Annotated in this window: 27 protein-coding genes, 1 tRNA gene and 2 pseudogenes; 13 read left to right on the top strand and 17 right to left on the bottom strand. The window is 44.3% G+C overall.

The genetic code is table 11. From position 1 onward, the window contains the following. Positions 1 to 40: 40 nt before the first annotated feature. Both IEV98_RS12155 and IEV98_RS12150 read left to right on the top strand, forming a co-directional pair. Positions 41 to 979 (top strand): helix-hairpin-helix domain-containing protein, encoded by a 939-nt coding sequence (locus IEV98_RS12155; RefSeq protein WP_229738719.1) that lies wholly within the window; start codon positions 41 to 43, stop codon positions 977 to 979. Then, positions 972 to 1,502 (top strand): adenine phosphoribosyltransferase, encoded by a 531-nt coding sequence (locus IEV98_RS12150; RefSeq protein ID WP_188506282.1) that lies wholly within the window; start codon positions 972 to 974, stop codon positions 1,500 to 1,502. The genes IEV98_RS12155 and IEV98_RS12150 overlap by 8 nt, the downstream gene beginning before the upstream one ends. A 44-nt stretch (positions 1,503 to 1,546) precedes the next feature. On the opposite strand, the gene IEV98_RS12145 is transcribed toward IEV98_RS12150, so the two are convergent. Further along, entirely contained in the window at positions 1,547 to 2,479 is a 933-nt protein-coding gene (locus IEV98_RS12145; RefSeq protein ID WP_188506281.1) for a DUF6263 family protein, read from the bottom strand. Between the two features lie 232 nt (positions 2,480 to 2,711). On the opposite strand from IEV98_RS12145, the gene IEV98_RS12140 reads away from it, so the two are divergent. Next, positions 2,712 to 3,863: an acyl-CoA dehydrogenase gene (locus tag IEV98_RS12140; RefSeq protein WP_188506280.1), complete on the top strand. Its 1,152-nt coding sequence runs from the start codon at positions 2,712 to 2,714 to the stop codon at positions 3,861 to 3,863. A gap of 1 nt (position 3,864) precedes the next feature. Here IEV98_RS12140 and IEV98_RS12135 read toward each other — a convergent pair whose 3' ends face one another. Further along, the gene (locus IEV98_RS12135; RefSeq protein ID WP_188506279.1) at positions 3,865 to 4,008 is read right to left on the bottom strand and encodes a hypothetical protein; all 144 of its coding nucleotides are present in this window, start codon (positions 4,006 to 4,008) and stop codon (positions 3,865 to 3,867) included. A gap of 102 nt (positions 4,009 to 4,110) precedes the next feature. Here IEV98_RS12135 and IEV98_RS12130 point away from each other — a divergent pair, with 102 nt between their 5' ends. The 3 genes from IEV98_RS12130 to IEV98_RS12120 all read left to right on the top strand — a co-directional run bounded on the left by IEV98_RS12130 (position 4,111) and on the right by IEV98_RS12120 (position 6,380). After that, positions 4,111 to 5,226: a M42 family metallopeptidase gene (locus IEV98_RS12130; protein WP_188506278.1), complete on the top strand. Its 1,116-nt coding sequence runs from the start codon at positions 4,111 to 4,113 to the stop codon at positions 5,224 to 5,226. A 24-nt stretch (positions 5,227 to 5,250) separates the two neighbouring features. Continuing rightward, positions 5,251 to 5,979 carry a YoaK family protein gene (locus IEV98_RS12125; protein WP_188506277.1) on the top strand — a complete coding sequence of 243 codons (729 nt, stop codon included), beginning with the start codon at positions 5,251 to 5,253 and terminating at the stop codon, positions 5,977 to 5,979. Positions 5,980 to 6,071: 92 nt separating this feature from the next. Beyond that, the gene (locus IEV98_RS12120; protein ID WP_188506276.1) at positions 6,072 to 6,380 is read left to right on the top strand and encodes a DUF3467 domain-containing protein; all 309 of its coding nucleotides are present in this window, start codon (positions 6,072 to 6,074) and stop codon (positions 6,378 to 6,380) included. A gap of 1 nt (position 6,381) precedes the next feature. On the opposite strand, the gene IEV98_RS24720 is transcribed toward IEV98_RS12120, so the two are convergent. The 11 genes and pseudogenes from IEV98_RS24720 to IEV98_RS12070 all read right to left on the bottom strand — a co-directional run bounded on the left by IEV98_RS24720 (position 6,382) and on the right by IEV98_RS12070 (position 12,341). Further along, positions 6,382 to 6,537 carry a DUF5670 family protein gene (locus IEV98_RS24720; RefSeq protein WP_353130580.1) on the bottom strand — a complete coding sequence of 52 codons (156 nt, stop codon included), beginning with the start codon at positions 6,535 to 6,537 and terminating at the stop codon, positions 6,382 to 6,384. Positions 6,538 to 6,658: 121 nt separating this feature from the next. Then, positions 6,659 to 6,835 (bottom strand): annotated as a pseudogene (locus tag IEV98_RS24780) (IS256 family transposase); the annotation flags it as partial. 99 nt (positions 6,836 to 6,934) lie between these two features. Continuing rightward, a complete protein-coding gene (locus IEV98_RS12110; RefSeq protein ID WP_188506274.1) occupies positions 6,935 to 7,606 on the bottom strand; it encodes an Imm43 family immunity protein in 672 nt (223 codons plus the stop codon). A gap of 184 nt (positions 7,607 to 7,790) precedes the next feature. Further along, on the bottom strand, positions 7,791 to 8,135 hold the full coding sequence (locus IEV98_RS12105) for an immunity 51 family protein (RefSeq protein ID WP_188506273.1): 345 nt from the start codon (positions 8,133 to 8,135) through the stop codon (positions 7,791 to 7,793). A 207-nt stretch (positions 8,136 to 8,342) separates the two neighbouring features. Further along, entirely contained in the window at positions 8,343 to 8,693 is a 351-nt protein-coding gene (locus tag IEV98_RS12100) for a hypothetical protein (protein WP_188506272.1), read from the bottom strand. Positions 8,694 to 8,762: 69 nt separating this feature from the next. Continuing rightward, entirely contained in the window at positions 8,763 to 9,446 is a 684-nt protein-coding gene (locus IEV98_RS12095; RefSeq protein ID WP_188506271.1) for a hypothetical protein, read from the bottom strand. Positions 9,447 to 9,525: 79 nt separating this feature from the next. After that, positions 9,526 to 9,792, bottom strand: coding sequence for a hypothetical protein (locus tag IEV98_RS12090; protein WP_188506270.1), 267 nt, complete (start codon positions 9,790 to 9,792; stop codon positions 9,526 to 9,528). Continuing rightward, positions 9,792 to 9,941 carry a hypothetical protein gene (locus IEV98_RS12085; RefSeq protein ID WP_188506269.1) on the bottom strand — a complete coding sequence of 50 codons (150 nt, stop codon included), beginning with the start codon at positions 9,939 to 9,941 and terminating at the stop codon, positions 9,792 to 9,794. Before IEV98_RS12085 ends, IEV98_RS12090 begins: the two co-directional genes overlap by 1 nt. A 160-nt stretch (positions 9,942 to 10,101) precedes the next feature. Continuing rightward, positions 10,102 to 10,641, bottom strand: a complete 540-nt coding sequence (locus IEV98_RS12080; RefSeq protein ID WP_229738718.1) for a hypothetical protein — start codon at positions 10,639 to 10,641, stop codon at positions 10,102 to 10,104. Positions 10,642 to 10,992: 351 nt separating this feature from the next. Then, complete coding sequence (locus IEV98_RS12075; protein ID WP_188506267.1) at positions 10,993 to 11,607, bottom strand: hypothetical protein; 615 nt, start codon at positions 11,605 to 11,607, stop codon at positions 10,993 to 10,995. A 17-nt stretch (positions 11,608 to 11,624) separates the two neighbouring features. Beyond that, positions 11,625 to 12,341 carry a hypothetical protein gene (locus tag IEV98_RS12070; protein ID WP_188506266.1) on the bottom strand — a complete coding sequence of 239 codons (717 nt, stop codon included), beginning with the start codon at positions 12,339 to 12,341 and terminating at the stop codon, positions 11,625 to 11,627. Positions 12,342 to 12,914: 573 nt separating this feature from the next. Here IEV98_RS12070 and IEV98_RS12065 point away from each other — a divergent pair. Then, a pseudogene (locus IEV98_RS12065) lies at positions 12,915 to 13,348 on the top strand (recombinase family protein); the annotation flags it as partial. A gap of 225 nt (positions 13,349 to 13,573) precedes the next feature. On the opposite strand, the gene IEV98_RS12060 reads toward IEV98_RS12065, so the two are convergent. The 3 genes from IEV98_RS12060 to prmC all read right to left on the bottom strand — a co-directional run bounded on the left by IEV98_RS12060 (position 13,574) and on the right by prmC (position 16,339). Continuing rightward, positions 13,574 to 13,646 (bottom strand) — tRNA-Lys (locus IEV98_RS12060). Positions 13,647 to 13,813: 167 nt separating this feature from the next. Next, positions 13,814 to 15,454 (bottom strand): amidohydrolase, encoded by a 1,641-nt coding sequence (locus IEV98_RS12055; protein ID WP_188506264.1) that lies wholly within the window; start codon positions 15,452 to 15,454, stop codon positions 13,814 to 13,816. A gap of 6 nt (positions 15,455 to 15,460) precedes the next feature. Next, complete coding sequence (gene prmC, locus IEV98_RS12050; protein ID WP_188506741.1) at positions 15,461 to 16,339, bottom strand: peptide chain release factor N(5)-glutamine methyltransferase; 879 nt, start codon at positions 16,337 to 16,339, stop codon at positions 15,461 to 15,463. A gap of 309 nt (positions 16,340 to 16,648) precedes the next feature. Between prmC and ribD the strand changes: the two genes are divergently transcribed. From ribD to IEV98_RS12025, 5 genes are read left to right on the top strand one after another with little or no spacing between them, the layout of a single operon-like run. Continuing rightward, positions 16,649 to 17,713: a bifunctional diaminohydroxyphosphoribosylaminopyrimidine deaminase/5-amino-6-(5-phosphoribosylamino)uracil reductase RibD gene (gene ribD, locus IEV98_RS12045; RefSeq protein WP_188506263.1), complete on the top strand. Its 1,065-nt coding sequence runs from the start codon at positions 16,649 to 16,651 to the stop codon at positions 17,711 to 17,713. Continuing rightward, positions 17,713 to 18,591, top strand: coding sequence for an ABC transporter permease (locus IEV98_RS12040; RefSeq protein WP_188506262.1), 879 nt, complete (start codon positions 17,713 to 17,715; stop codon positions 18,589 to 18,591). Before ribD ends, IEV98_RS12040 begins: the two co-directional genes overlap by 1 nt. Before the next feature lie 18 nt (positions 18,592 to 18,609). Continuing rightward, positions 18,610 to 19,365 (top strand): ABC transporter ATP-binding protein, encoded by a 756-nt coding sequence (locus IEV98_RS12035; RefSeq protein ID WP_188506261.1) that lies wholly within the window; start codon positions 18,610 to 18,612, stop codon positions 19,363 to 19,365. Positions 19,366 to 19,407: 42 nt separating this feature from the next. After that, complete coding sequence (locus tag IEV98_RS12030; RefSeq protein ID WP_188506260.1) at positions 19,408 to 20,697, top strand: DUF2851 family protein; 1,290 nt, start codon at positions 19,408 to 19,410, stop codon at positions 20,695 to 20,697. Continuing rightward, positions 20,697 to 20,918: a PspC domain-containing protein gene (locus IEV98_RS12025; RefSeq protein ID WP_188506740.1), complete on the top strand. Its 222-nt coding sequence runs from the start codon at positions 20,697 to 20,699 to the stop codon at positions 20,916 to 20,918. Before IEV98_RS12030 ends, IEV98_RS12025 begins: the two co-directional genes overlap by 1 nt. Before the next feature lie 12 nt (positions 20,919 to 20,930). Here the strand turns inward: IEV98_RS12025 and IEV98_RS12020 are convergent, their stop codons facing one another. Next, positions 20,931 to 21,581 carry an ankyrin repeat domain-containing protein gene (locus tag IEV98_RS12020; RefSeq protein ID WP_188506259.1) on the bottom strand — a complete coding sequence of 217 codons (651 nt, stop codon included), beginning with the start codon at positions 21,579 to 21,581 and terminating at the stop codon, positions 20,931 to 20,933. Between the two features lie 456 nt (positions 21,582 to 22,037). Here IEV98_RS12020 and IEV98_RS12015 point away from each other — a divergent pair, with 456 nt between their 5' ends. Then, positions 22,038 to 22,616 carry a UbiX family flavin prenyltransferase gene (locus IEV98_RS12015; RefSeq protein ID WP_188506258.1) on the top strand — a complete coding sequence of 193 codons (579 nt, stop codon included), beginning with the start codon at positions 22,038 to 22,040 and terminating at the stop codon, positions 22,614 to 22,616. The last annotated feature ends 21 nt before the right edge of the window (positions 22,617 to 22,637 follow it).

Raw genomic sequence — 22,637 nt, 5'->3', positions numbered from 1 at the left:
TTTTTTGTTATCTTTGAATGCCAGAACCTTAGGAAATGAGATGTATAAATGGTTTGAAAAGTATTTTGCTTTTAGTCGCAGGGAACTAAATGGCATTTGCCTATTAAGTGTGTTCTTGTTGATGCTATGGCTGATTCCTCGTATATATGCTTTACGGGATAACAATGACGGTAGCGATTTGTCGGCACAAATTGCTGATATTGATCATTTTCTGGCTACTGTTGATGCGCGTAGATCAGCGGTGGGTAACAAAAAGCCTGTTTCAATTCCGGAAACGCCGATGGTGGAAGTCGAGTATTTCAGGTTTGATCCAAACGGGCTTGCTGTTGTGGATTGGAAACGGCTGGGGCTTTCCGATAGGCAGATACGGATGATCAAGAATTATGAGGCAAAGGGCGGGCAATTCCGAAAGAAAGAAGACTTCAAAAAGATTTATGCAATCAATGAAGCTGACTATGCCCGTCTCGCGGCGTATATCGATATCGAGGAAATCCATGCCCCCAGCCCTGCAACACCGGGCCGTTCGTCTGATAGAGATGGTAACGCGGTAGTTGAGCGCGAGGAAAGGAGTACATTATTCCTTGACCTGAACACAGCGGATTCACTTGAACTACAATTCCTGCCTGGTATCGGGCCAGTGTTTGCGTCCCGTATCGTTCGATTCAGGGATCTTTTGGGTGGCTTCCACAATATCTCGCAGTTGATGGACGTGTATGGGTTTGACTCCTTGCGGTTTGATGGGGTGAAGACTCAAGTATACGTCGATACGGGAAAAGTAAAGAAAATAGCTGTAAATTCCGCCGACTACGATCATCTGCGGAGCCATCCCTTTATCAGCCATAAACTGGCCAATGCTATTGTACAGTATCGTAAACAACATGGTCCCTACCAATCGCTCACCGATTTATTGGATATCGTCATCATGGATAAGCGTATTTTTCGTAAAATTGTGCCTTATTTAACAGTATCCAATGATTGATCAGCAACTCAAATCCGTCATCCGGGACATTCCTGATTTCCCTAAGCAAGGAGTTGTCTTTAAAGATATTACGCCAATCCTTAAAGACCCGAAGCTATGCGGGGCGGTTGTGGACGGTTTACTAGCGAGCCTACCCGCGAATCCGATCGATGTGGTGGCGGGTATTGAAAGCCGGGGTTTTCTATTTGGTCTGACACTAGCCCAGCGGTTGGGAAAGCCATTTGTTCCGATACGGAAAGTGGGTAAACTGCCCTATCATACGGTCAAACAAGAATACACCCTGGAATACGGCAATGCTACGATTGAAATCCATGAAGACGCTTTTGCGGCAGGGGCGCGGGTACTTGTCCATGATGACTTGCTGGCCACTGGCGGCACGGTAATCGCTACCAGCAAACTCATCCAGAAGCTAGGGGGGAGCATAGCCGGCTATGCTTTTATCATCAGCCTGGATTTCCTTAAGGGTCGGGAACAGCTCCATGCATTCAGCCCGCATATCAGTAGCTTGGTGAGCTACGGCTAAAAAGCAACGGGGGATGCTTGCAACACCCGCGAAGTTAAGGCAAGTTACAGCTTTTGGCCCGTGATGGTGATGTCCGAGACGATAGACATCGGTATTTGCATGCCCTGAATTTCTAAACTCCCGCTGATATCTTGCTTCAGCTTGGTTTGAACGGGTAAGCCCGACGCAATATCCACTTCCATGGTACCCTGCTGTGTGCCGTTGAGGTTGAATTCTGCGCCTTGCAACATTGGGTTGCCGCCGCCGGTGAGTTTCGAAAACTTCATCTGGCCATCTACTTCCAATACGGCAACGTCACCCGTTACTTGTGAAAGTGCAAAGTTGGACGTGGCTTCCGATTGCATCATGCCCGCGATAGGGCCGGAAAAAGTCTTTACCCATGTGTCGCCGATATTTACCTTTTGATTTGGGTAGATATTTGTGATTTGACTCATGTTCTGGATCATGGACGAATCGCCGAAACTTTGCTTAAGCAATTCGGATTGCGGACCTTCCACACCGCCGATGATTTCGGCAAGACCTTCCACTTTTTTCACACTCCCCTCTTCGTTGATATACATCAGGAATGATTTGCCTATTAAGTTGGACATTACCTTCAGTTCGTTCGTTCCGGCATCGGGATTGGCTGAGTCGTATGATAGCTGCTGCATACCTGCAACATCTGTGTCCATTTTTACGGCGCTGAATGTAACATTGATTGTTGTGACGCCCTCTTCCACGGATTTGACATCGTAGATGTAATCTGTTGCGATATCTTGCGTGGTGGTTATTTGCTGACCCATTGCTTCTTGGACAATGTGTTGCTTTACCACAGAAGAAAAGCGATATTGATCTCCTGGCTTGAGGTTGAATTTCAGAAAGACTTCCTGTTTGTATGAAAAAGAATCTTTCTCTTTGCGTGGGGGTTTTTCAGCGACTGCCGGGCCCGATACCAAGAAGAGGACAGACAAAAGTCCCAATGCGATCGTGTGCTTCATTTCCGTACTTTTTTAGCGTGCTTATGTTTCTTCCAAAGGTAGGTTTTGCAATGAATTAGGTGTAGATTTTTTAAAAAATATTTTATTGTACATTAAAATTGAAAAATGCGGGCAAGACGAATTAACCGAATAGAAATTCATACTAAAAACCATTTTATTCTATATTATGCGATATTTTGTTTGGTTGTTATTGCTATTCGCTTTGCTTATAATTGTGAAAAACCAATTGGTTATGCACACTGAATTGACAACAATGGGGGATGAAAACCGCGAAATGATGCGACAGATGGTTCGCGAATTTGTGGAAAAACAGGTCTGTCCACATGTAATGGAATGGGATGAAGCGCAAGTTTTTCCCGTCGATACATTCAAAGCCATGGGACAGCTAGGTCTTATGGGGGTTCTCGTGCCGGAGGAGTATGGTGGAGCGGGATTGGGTTATGATGAATATGTCGATGTTATTGTCGAGGTAGCGCGTGTTTGCGGGTCGGTAGGTCTTTCGTTGGCCGCCCATAATTCGTTATGCTCCGGACACATCCTGGCATTCGGTAATGACGAACAGAAGCAGCGCTGGTTACCGAAGCTTGCTACCGCTGAATGGATAGGTGCATGGGCACTTACCGAAGCAAACACCGGATCTGATGCGCTGCGTATGGGCACCGCGGCGGTATTGGATGGTGATGAATACGTGGTAAACGGGGCGAAGAATTGGATTACCCACGGTAAAAGCGGCGATATTGCCGTGGTGATGGTGCGCACGGGTGAAAAGGCCCGTTCCCACGGCGTGTCGGCCTTAGTGATTAAAAAAGGTACACCGGGGTTTACGCACGGAAAAAAGGAGAATAAACTGGGTATGCGGGCTTCAGAGACAACGGAGCTCATCTTTGATAATTGTCGGGTACCCCGAGAAAATCTGCTCGGCGAAGAAGGTGATGGATTCAGGCAAGCGATGAAGGTATTGGATGGAGGACGTATTTCCATCGCCGCATTAGCGTTGGGTATTGCTAAGGGTGCATTAGCCGCAGCAACCAAATATGCAAAGGAGCGCCACCAATTCGGGCAGCCGATCGCTAATTTCCAAGGAATATCATTTAAGTTGGCAGACATGGCTACCGAGGTTGAAGCCGCGGAGTTATTGATCCGGCAGGCTTGCGCATTGAAGAACCGCGGGGAGGATGTAACCAAGAATTCCGCAATGGCCAAATATTACGCGTCGGAAGTAGCCGTGCGATGCGCTACCGAAGCGGTACAGATTTTTGGCGGCTACGGGTACACCAAGGATTTTCCGGTCGAGAAGTATTACCGCGATTCCAAGTTATGCACCATCGGCGAGGGCACCTCGGAAATCCAAAAACTGGTAATCGCGCGGGAAGTGCTGAAGTAAATTAAAGTGAATTGATCAGCGCCCAATAACGGAACCCTAAGATGGCTTGCTGCCCCTTGGTAAGTGTAGCCGGATCTTTGCCGGTATAACTCGGCAAGAGTTTGTTGTTGACCTTGACAAGTAATTTGAATATTCTTTTCTTCATAAGCCGTTGAGTTTGCTCGGCAACCGGGGCTTCCATACCCACAAATATTTCATAGATTTGTACGTCGCCGATTTTGTTCACAACTTCATAGTCAAAAATAACATGGCAAAGGCAAAAAAAGAAGAGAAAAAGCATATTCCTGTCGTCACTCCCAAATCGCTTAATTTTTTTGAGCGGTATATAAACAACCCTTCTCCCACTGGTTTTGAATGGAGTGGGCAGCGTTTGTGGTTAGACTACCTGAAACCCTATGTAGACGACACCTTTACCGATCACTACGGGACGGCTGTTGCCGTCATCAATCCCAATGCCGAGTTTAAGGTGGTTATTGAGGCACATGCGGATGAAATATCGTGGTTTGTGAATTATATTACGAAAGACGGGCTGATTTACGTCATCCGAAATGGCGGCTCAGATCATCAGATAGCGCCTTCTAAACGTGTAGATATCCACACGGACAAAGGCGTGGTAAAAGCTGTGTTCGGATGGCCGGCCATACATACGCGCTCTGGCGAGAAAGAGGAAGCTCCGACATTAAAGAATATCTTTTTAGACTGTGGCTGTACCAGCAAGGAGGAAGTAGAAGCGCTTGGGGTCCATGTTGGTTCTGTGGTGACATACGAGGACCAATTTATGGTGTTGAATGACCGTTATTACGTGGGTCGCGCGCTCGATAATAGGGCAGGGGGATTCATGATCGCCGAAGTCGCACGATTGCTCAAAGAAACTAAGAAAAAATTACCCTTCGGCTTGTACATTGTTAATTCGGTTCAGGAGGAAATCGGTTTGCGGGGAGCAGAAATGATTGCACACCGCATCAAACCCAATCTGGCTATCGTGACAGATGTAACCCACGACACGCAAACGCCGATGATTAACAAGATTACGCAGGGTGATCTGGCGTGTGGCAAAGGTCCAGTAGTATCATATGCACCTTCTGTACAGATTAACTTCAACAAACTGCTGATCGATACGGCATTGAAAAAAGAAATCCCTTTCCAGCGGCAGGCTTCTTCACGCTGGACAGGTACTGATACCGATGCATTTGCTTATTCGAATGAGGGCGTACCTTCCGTGCTGATATCACTGCCGTTACGTTATATGCACACCACTGTTGAAATGATCCACAAGGAGGATGTCGACAATGTTATCCGCCTGATATACGAAACGTTGCTGGCTATCAAATCCGGGCACGATTTCCGGTCATTTGCAAAATAATAAACGGAGTAGTATATTGCCATTATGCTGCGCCATACCGGTCCAAAACGGACATATGCCCATAATCTTCGCTTGGCGATATTGCTTTGCCTTACGGCCGGTTTTGTCAATGTGGCTGGGTTATTGGCGTTTTCGATCCTGACGACCAACGTTACGGGGCATGCGGCGTTGTTGGCCATAGACCTCGAGAGCGGGGATGTGAAGGAAGCATTCGTTGCTTTGGGATGGCTACTTCTGTTTTTATTCGGTGCCACGTTTTCAGGATGGTATATCGGATTTATGGGTAAACATAGGCGATACGTGTATACGATTCCGCTTTTTATTGAACTTAGTGTCCTCTGCTTTGTTGCTTACTATGGGGCATCATCTGACGAATATACGGGACAGGCTCCTTATTTTGCCGGCAGTTTGTTGTTTGTAATGGGTATGCAAAATGCACTGGTAACAATGATCTCCAAGTCGGTAGTGCGTACCACGCATCTGACCGGATTAATGACGGATTTAGGAATATCGCTGTCCAGCGTTATTCGTGCAAATTTTCGGTTGAATAAAGGGTTAAGCGAACGGCTGATTTTACAAGGAAGTATTGTGCTGTTTTTTCTAATCGGCGGCATACTCGGCGCGTTCTGTTTCCAACATTATCGACACTACTCTTTTTTTGTACCGGCCGCACTTTTAGTGGTGACTATTTTTTTTGATGCATTCCGAATGGAATACTTAAAAATAAGGCACCGTTATAAGGGATGGAGTTAAATAATCGATAATCGAAAATTTCTTCGCACATTTGCGAAAAGTGAAATGCTTCCGAGTCCCAATATAAAGTATACGGATCAAGAAAACGAATAATGGCAGACAAGAATGAAAATCAATTAAATATCGAGCTCGCTGAGGATGTGGCCGAAGGTACCTACTCTAACTTGGCTATTATCACCCACTCCAATACGGAATTTGTGCTCGATTTTATACGAGTGATGCCCGGTATCCCAAAGGCGAAAGTTAAATCAAGAATAATCCTTACTCCCGAACATGCCAAACGGTTACTGCACGCGTTGGATGACAATATTGCCAAATACGAATCCGCGAATGGCAAAATCGATGCGCACGATGAACCGCCGTTTCCCATGAATTTTGGTGGTCCGACAGCTCAGGCGTAAATCAAGTTCTTCGAGGCCTATTGAAAATGGCAATAATGAACGCAATGGCGGCTAAAACAACAACGATGTTGAATAAACCCTTCAATGCATAAAAAAATACACCGATTCCCCAACCAACTAACAGGACCAAGGCTAAGATAAAAAGAAAGCTTCTCATTTAGTTTTTCATAGAATAACCCATAGCCGGCCATTTTGTTTGCCGGGGTAGAAACGTCGCGGAAAAAACGACCAAATCCCCGGATTTCTCTAAGGCTTTTTGAACCTGCTGATACGGAATTCGAACCTTTGGGTTGTAAGATTTGAACCAACAGCTCGCCGTCCAGCATCGATTCCAGCAGATGTTTCATCAGTGGTGCGAAAACTCCGTCAATGCCGCCGGCCTTCTTGCCGGCGTACAAACCTTCCATCGCTTCCTGTTTGAAGCGCTCAAAGTCAAATGGTTCTTTCTCTTTCATTTGTCACTCGGATTTACGAATCTATTGTTTTTTATCCGTTTATCCAGTGACACAGTTAAAGTTACACTCTCTCAAAAACACGTTTTTAAGCCATTCGAATTAATTACTCCATCCAAATCTTTCATTGTACTCTTTTAGGTCGGTAAGATTGATACATTTGACACGGTCAAAACTGTTTCGAATTTTTAAATAACATTCTTCATCACAAACGAGATCGTGAACCGCGATATCTTTTAACTTAAAGATGTTAAAATCTACCTTTTCCTCCTTTAGGGCTATTTTTTCATAAGCTTTAATATTTCCAAAATAGTCTCCTGTACTTTTAACCTGTTCGATGGTCAACCCTCTCATTTTTATCATATCTTCATTTAAAAAGAACAATGACTTTGGATAATCCACAACATCCTGAACGGAATGACGCATATCAAGGAAAAAATACTCGCCCTCATTAGAAATCCGTTCCCCTTTTATGTTGAGTACATTCAGGCGGACTGATTTGTATACAGGGCACCGCAAGATATCTATTAATTCTTTAAATTCTCTGCTAACAATGTAGCCATCCCAAAAACTTGCGTAATCCAGTTTAAAAATGCCTCCCTTAAAAATATAATTTAATTCCGATGGATAAACACGGTTTAAATCTCTCGGTTTTGTCCAGGAATATTTCATGGGAGGAAAAGGATTTTTCTGATCATACCCTTCTGCTAAAACACCATCAGAGGTAAAGGTGGTTTGTAATCGATAGTTATTAGATAAAATATAATAGTTCATTGTAAAAATTTTTTTAGTGAAGATGAGCTACTTATATACTCAACCCAAGATTTTATGATTTCCTTTAACCATTTAAGAATCACGTTATCTACCTTCGAAATGATGGGTGTCTTACTGTTGTTAGTATTTATTCGGCGATTCATTTTTAATTTTCCAATATCTTTTGTGTAGCATCTAAGGTGCTTTAATCTAATTCAGCTCTTGAAAATACATCCTGTATTAAAGTTTCGTTTTCGCAAGCTTCTTTAAATGCGATTATAAAAGTTTTCAGCGCATCGGGATCTGAAGAATACGCACAGAACATAGCGGCTTCAGGATCAAATTTGACTTTATCCGTCAGATCAGCATACCGCTCATCCAAAAATACTTTTGCTAAGGATGTCCAGTCATAACCGTTTCCTTCAAAGCCTTCATCTGCTCTTGTTTCGAAAATCTCCGGCTTAAATGAACCTGTATTCAGGCATACGGACGTACTGCTTATGTTTTCTACCCAAAAGAACGGTTTGATATTTTCTTTGAAATCTCCCATTGGTCTACGCTATATTTTTAGTCCTCCAAAAAATCAATTGAGCGCTTCAATCACTTCTCCTCAATTTTTTTTTTGCAATTACCCTTATAAAAGCATATTCATTTTAATGTAACATGATGCTGATAACTGCTCCTGTTTGTAAATCAAATTTCCTTTTTTCTGCCCTATCTATTAATTGCGCTTTCAATGGGAGTTTTCTCTTTTAAATTACGGTTTCCAGTATTTTTTTAAACCTTCGAGAATCTTAATCCCCGATTCCTTTATTTCTTCACGGAATTTGGCTGGTATTTTAGCGCTATTGCGTTCATGCCAAGCTAAAAATATTGTCCTGATATTTTCCAGATCTAGTTTGTATATCCTGTCCTCGGCTACGGAGGGATATCTTTCAGACAATAGCAATAATACGTCCAGATGAACCAAAAGCGGCTGAGTTGGTCCTTTGGCATCTTTCATCCATTCGATTATCTGCTCCACCTGTTCTATGCCAAGATTAAAGAACCTTGCAGGTTCCAGACTTGCCATTTCGTTTCCTTCCGGAAGTGCATTGTATATTTTCATTCTTCTAGCTTTTAATTGCCATTTTTGTTTTTACCAATCCCTGTTACTTTTCATAAATCCTTTGAAATGCTACTTCATCCTCAATATTCCAAAACGTGCATTATAAAAATAGTTTGGGTTACTATTGATCCGGTAACATTCACTGTCGAAGCTTTTGAACTTTTGTCCATCCAATTCATAGTAATAGATCTTATCAAAATTGGGAAGCCGTCCATTGGTCCATTGGTAAACAATACTTTCATCAAATTCGGGTAGCTCATTTTTTAGTTCTACTGCCACTTCTCCGATCTCGGTAAATCCTTTTTCCGATGCTGCGCTATCGATCTTCTGCTTAACAGCATAGTCAGGTGCAGCATATAGAAAACCGCCTGCAATTATATTCCGATTTTTATCCATTAAAATCTTTGAGTCGGAACTGACCGTATCCGCCACATATGTTTTACCATTAAAGAGGTTTTTTAGCTGAAACTCGTTTCCGATACGGTATTCGGCTGCATTCTTTTGGGGTTCTTTATTGTTTGAGTCCTGAAAAAAATGAAGCTGTTTTTTCGAATAATAAAGCGAATCATCTAACATTTTTACCGTATGCATAACTGTCGGATCCAATGCTTCTACCTGTATCACTTTTTTCGTCCTGACCAATTCTTCCAATGTAGGAATATCGGGGTGCTGATCTTCTTTTGTAGCAAGAGAACAAGAATGGAGGGATATTATAATCAAAACCCCAAAGATGGAATGGATTAGCTCTTTCATCGGTTATATTATATGTTACTATCTAATTTAATCCTTTTTAACCACATATTGAATTGCTACTGTTTGAAACTCAATCTTTCTAGCTAATTTTTAGCCTGTAATAATCATATTCATTACCGGCCTCATTATATTGCGTCACCAGTCCAAAATAGAGTGTATGATCGTCCGTCCAGAATTCCCCTTCAATTACGCAAAGCCACTTGTTGGTTTTCTTTTCAAAAATTTCATTAAGTCCCGCTACTTTCTGAAATTTACCGTTTTTCTTTTCCTGAATGAAATGATAAAAACATTCTTGCCCTTCAAACACCTTGTTCAACCGATATTTTCCAGCCAGAGAGGTCGTCATCAATTCGGGATTTCCTGCATCGTAAGTCCCTTGACCTGTTGACAGATCGAAGCTGGCTCAGTGGTATGACCTCCTTCGAGTAGAAGAATATCTTCTGTCGGAAAATAAGCCACAAATCCACATTCACTCAGTAGATCACTGTTTGCCATCGAAATCCCGTTTCTGAAATGGATCTGGGTAATTCCTAAATTATTATCGTCTATTTATCGATATATTTAAAGTCTTTTTTTATTGGAGGAATATGTTTTCCAAGCGCATGTCTTATTCCGGTTCGTCCGGACACGAACCAAGGCAGAGAACATCCCATCTCTAAATAGGTTGAACTTGGATGATCCCTCCTGATTTATATAGTCTTTCTTTAAAAGTTAGAATATCATTTGACCAATAATATTCATTTAAATACCTATTATATTCAACATAGGTTTTATCAACTACTTCTACTCCCTTATTAAACTTTTTACTTATTGATTTCTTTATCATATTTCCAACTTTACGAGCATCTTTATTAGTTGTTTTCCAATAAACTGTAAAATTTACCAACTTGTCAGGATCAGATGGAGTTCTATAATTTACAAACACCAAACTCATAGGGTCCAAATTATCTAAAACAGAGTCATCCTTTAATGAGCTTACCATATTACTCGTCCCTATACCGACAACAAGATTCTTTTCTTCTAATTTATCATTGGTTAAGTGTGTCGTGTATAAATATTGGTTATTCTTTAACTCAAAAAATAATGTAAGGTTATTGTCTTCAAGAAATGAATTAATATAATCCTTGAAAAGTCTTTTTGTTATGAATAATTCTAATTGCATGGTCGTAATGTTTTTTATAGCTAGTTGTTTCATCCCTGTTTATCAACCCTATTATAGAAACCAAAGCTGCTAAAATCCATAATGCGCAATATATGTTTCCCTGAACATAAAAGCTTCAATACCAACGGCAAAGCGAACAATAACGCTATGGTCTGCCACAGCTTTGGCGTTTTCCTGCTTTTCAGTGTCACAACAGGTAGCGAACCAAAAGCCAGCACGATATTAAATGCTATCGACAGCCCATAGGCTAGACCAACCATATCACTTGCGGGGTGATGTCGTACCTGTTGGGAATGCAACACTACCAATCCTGATAGTACCATAATGCACCCGATAATAAAGCTCAAGAAAATGATTTTCCAATATTTCATTTACAAGTCGGTATTAATCTGTCTCAGTTAGCTGTATTTCAAATTTACCATTCTGTTGCACAGCGTAGGTTCTACGTTCATCGACATGGGGTTCACCAGTCATCCAGTTCCAGTCCGTTATTATTATTTTGTTCTTTTCAATGCTACTCGATTTCGCAAACGCAGACTCAGCTATCTCGTCATAAGCGATCTCCAGACTGTCGATTATTTTGTCTTCTTTACTCAGGGTAATCAATGTGGTAAACAGTTCGTGCTCGCCGCTCTGATAGGTGATCACCAGCGAGGTAAAGTTTTCGGAAAAAGGTATGGTGTAGTTCAACCTGAAATTTTTCGCATCTGTATGTTCAGGATTAAATTGAATTCGCTTTAAAAATCCGTTATCCGGAATGCCTATCTTTTCAAAATCGTCAAAGCGCGTACTGTCTGTAATCGGCAAATCCCGGACAGGAAGCGTTTTCAACAAACGGATTGCAGCAGAGGGAACCTCTTCATGAGTATCTGAAGGAACGGTATCGTTGATGGCGGATTCCGTTTTTGGCTGTGCTACCCTGGTTTCCTTTTGCGTTTTGTTACCACAAGACACGAGGAAAAATGGCGGTATCAAAAAAAGTACAGTTAGTCTCTTCATTTTTTTCTAAGTTAGGTTTAACAGGGTAACCACCAATGCATAAAATAAACCCTGTCGTTTTTAAAAAACAGTTTGATGTGCCCATAAGTAACATCGCTCTTTAGCTTAACGACCCACAGTTCGCCCTCTTTATCAAGGCCCAACCTTCCTCTTACAGCGGCAGGAAACAGTTGTTGTATATCGTCCATGGTTGTCCCTTCATCTATCTTGATGCCTTTGTACGTGATAAAATTTCCGTTCAGGAACCAGTATTCATCCATCGCTACACTGTCCTTACTGGATTCAAAACGTGAACCGTTCTTATACAGGTATTTATCGTCCGGCGCTTCTGTACCAAAGATGGTAACACAGGGCGCCTCATCCTTCAGCAGTCTGACGCTATCGGGTTGGCCATAGACCTGTTCAAACTCGGCAAGGGTGAAAAATCGCTTCAATTTACCGTTGAACCGGATATCTTTTTCGAGCATGACGTCCCTTGACTCATAATCGGTGCCGGGCTTGGCAGCCGCAACCACGGGACTGCATAGGATGAAAATATCGTGCCCTTTAAGGGTATTTTTGTCGTAACGTAGTTCCTCCCGTCGATCAGGATCGTTTGTGATATCCATAAGCCTGCCGCTTGTCCTATAAAATTCCAGCCAGCCTATGGCCTGCTCCGTCAGTCGCCTTTCCGCCGCATTCTCGGAAACATCCTGGATAACGTATAGCTTGATTGTGGCTTTGTCAGGAGTCATAGAAGCTATTCGGATCCTTACCGTTGTATCACCAAAATGCTTAAATGCGGTAGCATTACTGGAACGGACTAAATCCGACACCAGTCTTTCACAGGATACTTCTTTACTATGTCCTTCAAAAGCCCTTATTTCTGTTCCGGTTGTATCAGCAATCTTTGAAACTTTATCGGATCTTCCATGACATGAACTCAATAAAAATGTAACAAGAACCAGAATCCTGCACATAGCACTTCGTATTAGGGATGACACCTGTAATTGTTGCTGCTCCCTTTTCATTATTTTAAATGCTCAATACTATTTTTTTGTTCTTTTCATTTATCATACCAATATACAAAAAGACAGATTGATACTCCGCTATCATTTTACGATTGCAGCAGATGACTCATCCTTCAGGTTGCTGTACTCTTAATTCGTGTGCCAGTCCTTCATTCCTCTTTGATCCCTTGTTCCGGGAATAATATTGCCCAGCAACAGCATCCATATCCCAGACACCATCATGGGTTTGCCCAGCACTACGTTGATAAAAACAGACAAGGAACTATTGGGATTCTTTTCGATGTAAGAGGGCAAGGAAAGCCCCAGGCTATAGAACAGCCATTGGATTTATAATACCTGAGAACAAGATGATGTTGGCGTTTTATCTTGCCGCTTCCGAAGTGGAGCATGACCGTCGGTCATTAAATGTTTTCTATGGGATGAGAAGAACAAGAAAAGAGGGACGTATAATGGGATTAGCACCGGTGGGATATGTGAATAAAGTATATGAAAATGGACCAAAATATGTTGCACGTAAAGCACCCGAAGCAAGTATTGTTATTTGGGCATTCAATGAGATTGCGAAAGGAATTTTTAGTACGGAACAAATCTGGAAGACCGCTCGAAATATGGGTTTAAAATGCAAAAAAAATACTTTTTGGCATATGATAAGAAATCCCCTTTATTGTGGAAAGTTATTTATTCCTCAACATAAAGATGAAGAAAGTCATTTTGTTTCGGGAAAACATGAACCAGACACTATTCTTATTGTCATTGAGTGAAGGGCTGCAAGCATAGAGCTTCTGCTGAAATAGTAATCGTGAAATATTAAAAGATATGGAGAGCTTCTTTGAAGATAGCGTGGTTCGAACCGCTCGAAGGAATTAATTTATTCAATATATCAATCTGATTAACAAGGGGTTGAGGAGGTGTAAAAAAAGGGACAAAGACAGATTTTTCTGCTTTGTCCCAAGAGGTGAACCCGCTGGGATTCGAACCCAGGACCCATACATTAAAAGTGTATTGCTCTACCAGCTGAGCTACGGATTCATTGCTTTTGCCTGTCGCAGGAACGCCTTTCCTGTTTTGGAAAGTGGTGCAAAGATAGAATTATCAGCAGTATCGTCCAAAAGAAATTTCAGATAATTTCATATTAATGATTAAGGCCTTTTGTTTCAGTAACTAAGCGTTTCAACGTGCTCTGATTACCTAGCCTACTATTCTTTTTGATATACCGTTTCACCCGCTATCACGGTTTGCATCACCTCAACGCTACGCAACTCGCCTATCGCCGCCGTCATGATATCTTTTTCTAATCTGACAAAATCGGCTTTTTTCCCGACTTCGATACTTCCCTTGGTGTTTTCTTCGAAGACCGCGTAGGCGGCCCATATCGTCATGCCCCGCAAGGCGGCTTCGCGGTCTATGGCATTTTCCGGCTGGAAGCCGCCCTCAGGATAACCATCCTCATCTACACGGGCCACAGCTGCATGAAAACCGTAGAGTGGATTGATATGCTCTACAGGAAAGTCACTGCCCAAAGCCAATATTCCCGATTGGTCGAGCAAATGCTTGTATGCATAGCCGCCTTTTAAACGGTCGGGTCCGACCCGGTCGCCAGCCCAATACATATCCGAAGTGGCATGCGTGGGTTGTACCGAAGGAATAATGGAGTGCCTGCCAAATTTTTCGAAGTCTTGCGGCGATACGATTTGGGCATGTTCAATACGCCACCTACGGTCGTTCTTACCGCCGAGATGCTTTCCGTATATATCCAGTATCAGGCGGTTGGTGGAATCGCCAATAGCGTGTGTGGCAACCTGGAATTCGCTGGAAGCAATGCGAGCGATTGCTGAGTCGATGGTCTGTGGGCTTGACAGGAGGAAGCCAGCGGTGCGGGCGTCCGAATAAGGATGCAACAAGCAGGCACCGCGCGATCCAAGGGCGCCATCGGCCAATATTTTGAAAGTGTGAGCAGTGAACCGCTCACTCACATAGGGACCTGCTGCGAGATAGTAATCGAGGTTTTCATCCGATAATCCGATCATAGCATTGTTGCGGATACGGAGTCGCCCTTTTTTGTACAAGCTGTCCAGTAAGTTGATTGCGGGTCGGTCAAGGCCGGCGTCACTCACTGTGGTAAGGCCAACAGCCAAGCAGGCGGCCTCTGCCTTTATCAATAACTGCACGAGTTCTGAGACAGTTGGGTGCGGGACGTTAGCCACTACAAGTTCCATGGCGTTGTCAACCAAAATGCCGGTTGGCTGTCCGTTTCTCACTTCCACCAAACCGCCTTCAACGGTGACGGGACCAACAATGCCTGCCAGATCCAGTGCCTTTCCATTGGCCAACGCAGCGTGTCCGTCAATGCGCACTAGGTACACTGGGATATCTGGAAACTCAGTATCCAGAGCCTCCCTGTCGGGGAACGCCCGGCTTACCCAGAGGTTTTGATCCCATCCCCGTCCCAACAGCCACGGCGCTTCGGGATGTTCGGCCCTGAATGCCTTGAGTCGGTCGATAATTTCAGTGAACGAGGTGGCGCCGGCTAGATCGGCTTGGGCCAGTGTCTGTGCGAAGCCAAAAAAATGAGCATGAGCGTCATAAAACCCCGGGTATACTGGCTGTCCGTATGCATTCAACGTTTCCTCGGCGTCGTACCGAGATAGGATTTCAGCGGACGTACCGACAGCAATAAATTCGCCGTTCCGCACCGCAAATGCTTCGGCTTTTGTAAACGCCGAATCGACTGTGTAAACCAGGGCATTGTGTACAATCAGATCGACATGCTTGGATCCATCGCATGAAAGCACCGCCCCGGTTAAGCTAATCATCAGGTAAGATAATTTCCTGCCCATGGGTTATTAAGGATTGGTTATAGACTTTTTAGCATGGACCATACGATCAGCACCCTGTATATCTTGATGGAGTGCTACGTCATTAAACCCTTTCTTATGCAGGAGATCGCACAAGGCTTGTCCATAGTCACGATTAATTTCAAAATATAGGCCACCTCCGGTCCGCAAGTGCTCGGTGGCAAACGCCGCAATGCGCTCATAATACAAAAGGGGCGCATTTCCCTGTACAAAAAGGGCCATGTGCGGTTCATGGTTGAGCACATTCCGGTGCATATCATTTTGCTCGGTGGCGGTAATATAGGGTGGATTGCTGACCACGATATCAAATGTCGATGTGTGATCGAAAACCGTATCCCATTCCAAAATATCCGCATTGATGAATTCAATGTCGACTGATTGGCTTGCCGCATTTTGCCGGGCAGTATGCAAGGCATCTGCCGAGATGTCAACCGCATATACCGCAGCTTGTGGCAGCGCTTTTTTCAGCGCGATGGCAATGCAACCGCTTCCGGTACCGATATCGATGATGCGTAAAGAAAGGGTTTTTGCATCCCCGTGTTGCCTGATGATGAGGTCTACCAGTTCCTCCGTTTCGGGCCTGGGTATTAACACGGTCTCGTTGACCGTCAGTCTCATTCCCATAAACCATGCATGGCCAAGAATGTACTGAATTGGTCTGGCCTTTTTCAAAGACGACAGCATGGTGTTAAGCCAGGTGATGTCCTGTTGGTCTACCGATGCCTGTCGGTTGAGTAGATAATTCGTTTTGGACCACCCATATCGATCTTCAAAAAGCAGATAACAGAGTTGCCGGACTTCACTGGCATCATACAGGTCTGCCAGTTCGTTAGCGAACTGCTGCTCGATTGCTGCGATGGATTGCATGAATACAAACATACGCTATACATCCGGGTTGGCCAAACGATTTTCCCTACCTTTTGCTTACCAAGTGCTTACTTCTCGCTTAATATTGCCTTACTTCTCACTTACCTTTTCTTTACCCTTTGTTTACCTATTCCTTACCTATTCCTTACCAAAGCGTTACCAACTCCTTACCAATTCTTTACCATTTCCCTACCAACGAGGTAAAAAATGTGTAAACGAAGTGTAGAAAAGGGGTAGGCAAGGGGTTAATGAGGACTAAGCTTGGAAAGTAGGCCATAAAAAGAGAACATTTTTAAGTATGTTTGCGTCATGCAGGAACATGAACTTTACATGCGACGCTGCCTGGAATTGGCCCGGCTGGGTATGGGATCGGTGAGCCCTAACCCGATGGTTGGGGCATTATTGTTACATGAAGGAAAGATCATTGCCGAAAATTACCACCAACGATTTGGAGGTCCGCATGCAGAGGCGCTGGTCATAGAAGAGACCCTTCGCAAGTTTGGCGATCGTGCTGCAGACATATTCCGCAATTCAACCATGTATGTGAGTTTGGAACCGTGCGCCCACTATGGGAAAACGCCTCCCTGCGCGAAGTTGTTGGTCGAACATCAAGTAGACGAGGTGGTCATCGCATGCCGCGATCCTTTTGGTCAGGTAAATGGTCAGGGAATCGAAATCCTGAAAAAGGCTGGAATTCGAGTGATAGAGGGAATATTGGCCGACGAAGCACTGTGGTTAAATCGTCGGTTTACCACCCGGGTAAGACACCAGCGCCCTTATGTCATTCTTAAATGGGCACAAACTGCCGACGGATATATGGCGCCCGAAGGCGGTGCGCAAAGGTGGATCACTGGTGCGGAGGCCAAGCAATTGGTACATCGTTGGCGCAGTGAAGAAGACGCGGTATTGGTAGGGGCGAAAACTGCGTTGGTTGACAATCCGCAGCTGACGGTACGGGAATGGCGCGGCAGGAATCCGAAACGTATACTCATTGATAAGCAGCTGGCCGTTTCGGCCGACGCTAATTTATTCGATAGCAGTGTCGAAACCCTCGTTTTCAATGCGTCAAAGACGGACTGGATAGGGAGTGTCAAATATTTCGCTCTGGAAAATTTCGATTGGTATTTGCCACAAAATATTCTCTATCAACTTTATTTAATGGACATTCAATCGATTATTGTAGAAGGGGGACGCAAGACGCTTGATTTATTTATCGATGCAGGATTATGGGATGAAGCCCGCATATTTACGTCACCAGAAGCTTGGGGTGGTGGCATCGCAGCGCCGGTATGGCATGCAGCCAGTGCGAGGAGCCAGCTCGTGGGCCACGACCGATTGGATAGCTATTATCGTATTCATAGTAACAATAGTTAATGGACTTTTATGTAGCCGCAATCATTCAGGCGTTGTGTTTTGGCCCGTTGGTAATCGGGCTTTTTCTGTCAATGAAAATATTCAACATCCCGGATATCACCACGGATGGGAGCTATACGTTGGGTGCGGTGATCACGGCCGTGGGGCTTTCAAATGGTTATCCGCCACTTGTTACATTGTTTTTGGCGATGTTGGGAGGCGCGTTTGCAGGAGGTTGTACCGCGTTGATCCATACAGGATTGCGTATCCATGCACTCTTGGCCGGTATTTTGGTGATGACTGCGCTGTATTCGGTCAATTTGGTGCTTTTGGGGCGATCGAACCTGCCATTGTTGGGATTTGCAGATATTTTTGCAGGATTGGGCCTGTTTACACGCACGGATGATAATACGTTGTTTGTATTGGTGTTATTTGTTGTCATCTTATTGTTCGCTATGAGTTACCTATTACGCAGCGACTTCGGTATCGCGCTACGTGCTACCGGAGATAGTGAACCGATGATTCGTGCACAGGGAGTAAATACGACGCGGATGAAGGTTTATGGTTTGGCTATGTCCAATGCGCTGGTTGCGTGGAGTGGGTCGCTGATGGCCCAGTTTCAGGGATTTGTAGATATTAATATGGGGATTGGTATTGTGATCAGTGGCTTGGGGGCCGTCATTATTGGCGATACGCTGATAAATTTCCTAAAAGTACGCGCCATTCCACCCATGTTGTGCTGGGTGCTTTTCGGCGTGATTACCTTTCAGTTGATGTTGGCATTAGCGTTGGATGCCGGGGTAGACGCAAACCTACTCAAGCTCACTACTTCGGTGTTGGTATTGGTCATTGTAGCCCTGCCACGGTTTGGAGGGATTTTAGAATTCAATAGGCGATAGGTATATACAGATATCGGCATGCTACAACTTCAGCATATCACCAAAATATTTAACACGGGAAAGGCAACTGAGGTGACCGCTGTTCAGGATGTGACGCTGCAACTGGAGGATGGGAGTTATACAGTACTCATCGGAGCTAATGGGTCGGGAAAAAGCACGTTGCTCAACCTGATTGCAGGTACCGCTTACCCAGATAGGGGTAAAATGCTATTGGGGGCGCAGGAGATCCAGCGATTACCCGATTACCGGCGAAGCCAATGGATTGCGCGCGTGTTTCAGAATCCATTAACGGGCACGGCTGCTTCGTTAAGCATTCTGGACAATTTCAGGATGGCCGCCTTACGCAAATCGCCTAAATTGGCGAGATTGGGTGTGGATGGCACATTTCGCAAGTTGGTCGCCGAAAAAGTAGCAACCTTGGAGATGGGACTAGAGCATAAGCTTGCGCAGCCCATGGGCACCCTGAGTGGTGGGCAGCGGCAAGCGCTTACGCTATTGATGACTGTGATGGCTGGCGTAGACGTGCTATTGCTCGATGAACCGTCGGCTGCGTTGGACCCCCGGTCTGCAAGAGAGGTAATGGAAATTGCCAATAGAATTATCAGGGACCATAAACTTACGGCCTTGTTGGTTACCCATAACATTGGTGAAGCGCTTCACTACGGAACACGCCTTATCCAAATGGAAACTGGTAGGGTTATTAGGGACTTTGATGCGGTCGCGAAGTCAGCACTTGATCATGCCGAAGTCGTGTCGTGGTTTGATTATTATTGAGAGATTCATATATTTGGCCTTGCTTACCTATGACCAAGTTATATGACCTTGTCCGAAGATATATTGCATTTTGTCTGGAAATACCGCCTATATGATATACGGCGGTTGAATACGATGTCGGGCAAAACACTGAGAATACTCGATACGGGCATACACAATCACGATGCAGGCGCTGATTTCTTAGCTGCTCGCGCCGTTATCGCGGATGTCGAATGGGTGGGCAATGTGGAAATCCATATACGGGCCTCGGATTGGGAGCGGCACCAGCACCATAAGGATAAAGCCTACAATAACGTGATTGTGCATGTGGTGTATGAGTATGATGAGGCGGTATACCGTGAGGATGGCACGCTGGTTGAGGCGTTGGAACTGAAGTCGTTGATGCCCCATCATATTCTTCCGAAATACCGGGAGTTGATGAGTGGCATGTATTGGATTCCCTGCGAAAGACTTATTCATCTTACCCCGCCATTCCATTTGTCACAATGGCTATCTCGCTTGCTGGTGGAACGCTTCGAATATAAAGTTTCTTCGATTTATGCATTATTAGCTGAACAGCGAGGGAGCTGGGAGGACACGTGCTATATATGGATGGCCCGTTGCTTTGGGTTTAAAGTGAACGCTTTGGCATTTGAACAACTCGCCCGAAGCTTACCACAATTGATACTTGCAAAGTACAAGCGTAACCCTTTGGCTATCGAGGCGCTTTTTTTTGGACAAGCAGGCATGTTGGAAAATGTCGATTTTGAGGATGACTATCCCCGAGAATTGCAACGGGAATACAGCCATCTACGAAGGCTCCACTCACTGCGACCTATGGATGCTTCAATGTGGAAATTTATGCGTACGCGTCCTGGCAACTTTCCATCTATTCGCATCGCACAGTTGGCGGCGCTTTGCAAGCGAACCGTACAGCTTTTTTCAACCATCGTCGAAATGAAGGATCCCCCTGCCTTGAAAGCGTTGTTTGACGATCTTCCCATCAATTCCTATTGGGAGAAACGTTATCGCTTTGACGGTACATTATCTCGCCACGGAAGCCAATTGGGTGGTCGATCTATTGATACATTGCTGATTAATGCCGTGGCTGGTATATTATTTGCTTATGGTAAATATATTGGTAAAGAAACGTATATTTACCGGGCTATAGCCTTGTTGGAAAATCTGAAAGCGGAGGATAATGCCGTGTTGAAGCGTTTTTCGACGTTGGGTGTACAGGTGCAGCAGGCGGCCGAGTCACAAGCGTTGTTACAAATGAAAGCGTTTTACTGTGATAAAAGAAAATGCTTGGATTGTGGAGTGGGCTTGCAGTTAATCAAACACAATGAATGATGGTAAACCGGATTCTCTTGTTTTTCGAAAAGCGTTCCTTTGGCGTATGTACCTATATCGGTGAGCGCTTAGGTATCTCCATTTCTAAGCTTCGCCTATTCTTCATCTATACCTCTTTTTTGGCTGTTGGCTTTCCGATTATCTTTTATTTTCTAGCCGGGATCGTATTGGACTTCCGGAATTATATTAAACGCATGCGTCATCGGCTTTGGGACGTTTGAGAAGAAAGGTGATCACGCTTTCAGGATTGCTGCGATTTCTGTATGTCCCTTTTCTGCTGCAAGGTCTGACGCCGTTTTGCCCATATCATTTTTAATAGCTATAAGCGCGCCATTTTCCAGTAATAGGATGATAAGGTCAATATTGCCATTTTGCGCTGCAAGATGCAATGGACTCGCCCGTGATGTCTGCAGTACATTTACCTCTGCTCCGGCTTCAACAAGCATTTTGGCGATGCTATCAAACCCCGATCCGATGGCTGCATGAAGTGGGTACACGTTATAGCCGTTTTGGGATTGGATATTGGGGTCGGCGCCCGCGGATAATAAAAACCGGACAATATCTTCATTCCCGAAATGAGTTGCCATGCCCAATGGGGTAAAGCCATGATCAGAGACGTCATCCAATAAGTCAGACTTGTCTTCAATCATTGCCTGTACCTGCTCCAATAGGTTGGCAGCGGCAGCTTCATGAATTGTGAGCTCATCGATGTGTTTAAGGAGCGCCTTGACAATTTGTGGCTTATTATAATAGCAGGCTAACAAAAGAGGAGAGATGTCGTGACTGGTCTTCTGTTTGCTTAACCCCGGGTTTCCATTCAACAAATCTTCGATGGCCATACTGTTGCCGGTTTCGATATATTCTTCCAATAGACTAAGACTCATTTTTTCAATTTGGGTGGTCAACGCTTACAAATACTGGGACGAATTAACTAAAAAATTATCAAAAAAAGTTAAACCTTCGTGTTCTTGTAGTATTACGTCTACAAAAACGTTTTTTAAGCTACTAATTGTTTTGTATCATCAATCTTAGCTGTACTTTTGTAATGCCCTCCCAAAGGGCATGTTTTTCATAGGTAGATGTAGGGTCGAATATTCACTTATTCGGCCCTTTTTTTTTCGACGGGTTTTAGGGTGTAAAAATGTTAAAAAATATGATTCTTTTTGATTTTTTATTGAATTTCTAATTTAACCAACACTGTTTTCTTACGAAGCTTGGGGCCCTTGACTGTCATACACGTCATTCACGCGAAGGGAAACACGATCGCGATGAACGCCTGGTTCGAACCGACGATTTGTATTTGAATGGTGATTTATCTAAGTTTGGCAAATATTCAAAATATGCCAAGGAAGATTGTAGTTGCCATAACCGGAGCTAGTGGTGCTATCTACGCGAAAGTGCTGCTTGATAAATTGTCGGCACTCGGATCGCAGTTGGAGGCGGTGGGAGTCGTCATGTCAGACAATGCCAAAGATGTGTGGCGATTCGAATTGGGAAATGATGATTATGCGAAATATCCCTTTACTTGCTATGAAAAGAACGATTTCTATGCACCGTTCGCCTCTGGATCTGCTAAATTCGATACGATGATTGTGTGCCCATGCTCTATGGGTACATTGGCACGGATAGCGAATGGGACATCATCCGATTTGACGACGCGTGCAGCGGATGTGATAATTAAAGAGCGACGGAAGCTCATCGTAGTGCCTCGAGAAACACCGTTGAGTTTGATCCATATCCGGAATATGTTGGCGGTGACCGAAGCAGGGGGCATCATTTGCCCAGCCAGCCCATCATTTTATAGCTTGCCGGCAAACTTTGAGGAAATCGCAGCGACGGTTGTTGACCGTGTATTAGGGTTGGCTGGGCTGGAGGTTAGTGGTTATGAATGGGGGACGGATGATAAAATCTCAAAATAAACATTGCCATTGCGACGGATT

It is taken from the genome of Parapedobacter pyrenivorans, from assembly GCF_014636865.1.
Lineage (GTDB): Bacteria > Bacteroidota > Bacteroidia > Sphingobacteriales > Sphingobacteriaceae > Parapedobacter > Parapedobacter pyrenivorans.
Note: the sequence above shows the minus strand (reverse complement) of the source record. Positions and strands in the feature narration are given on the sequence as shown.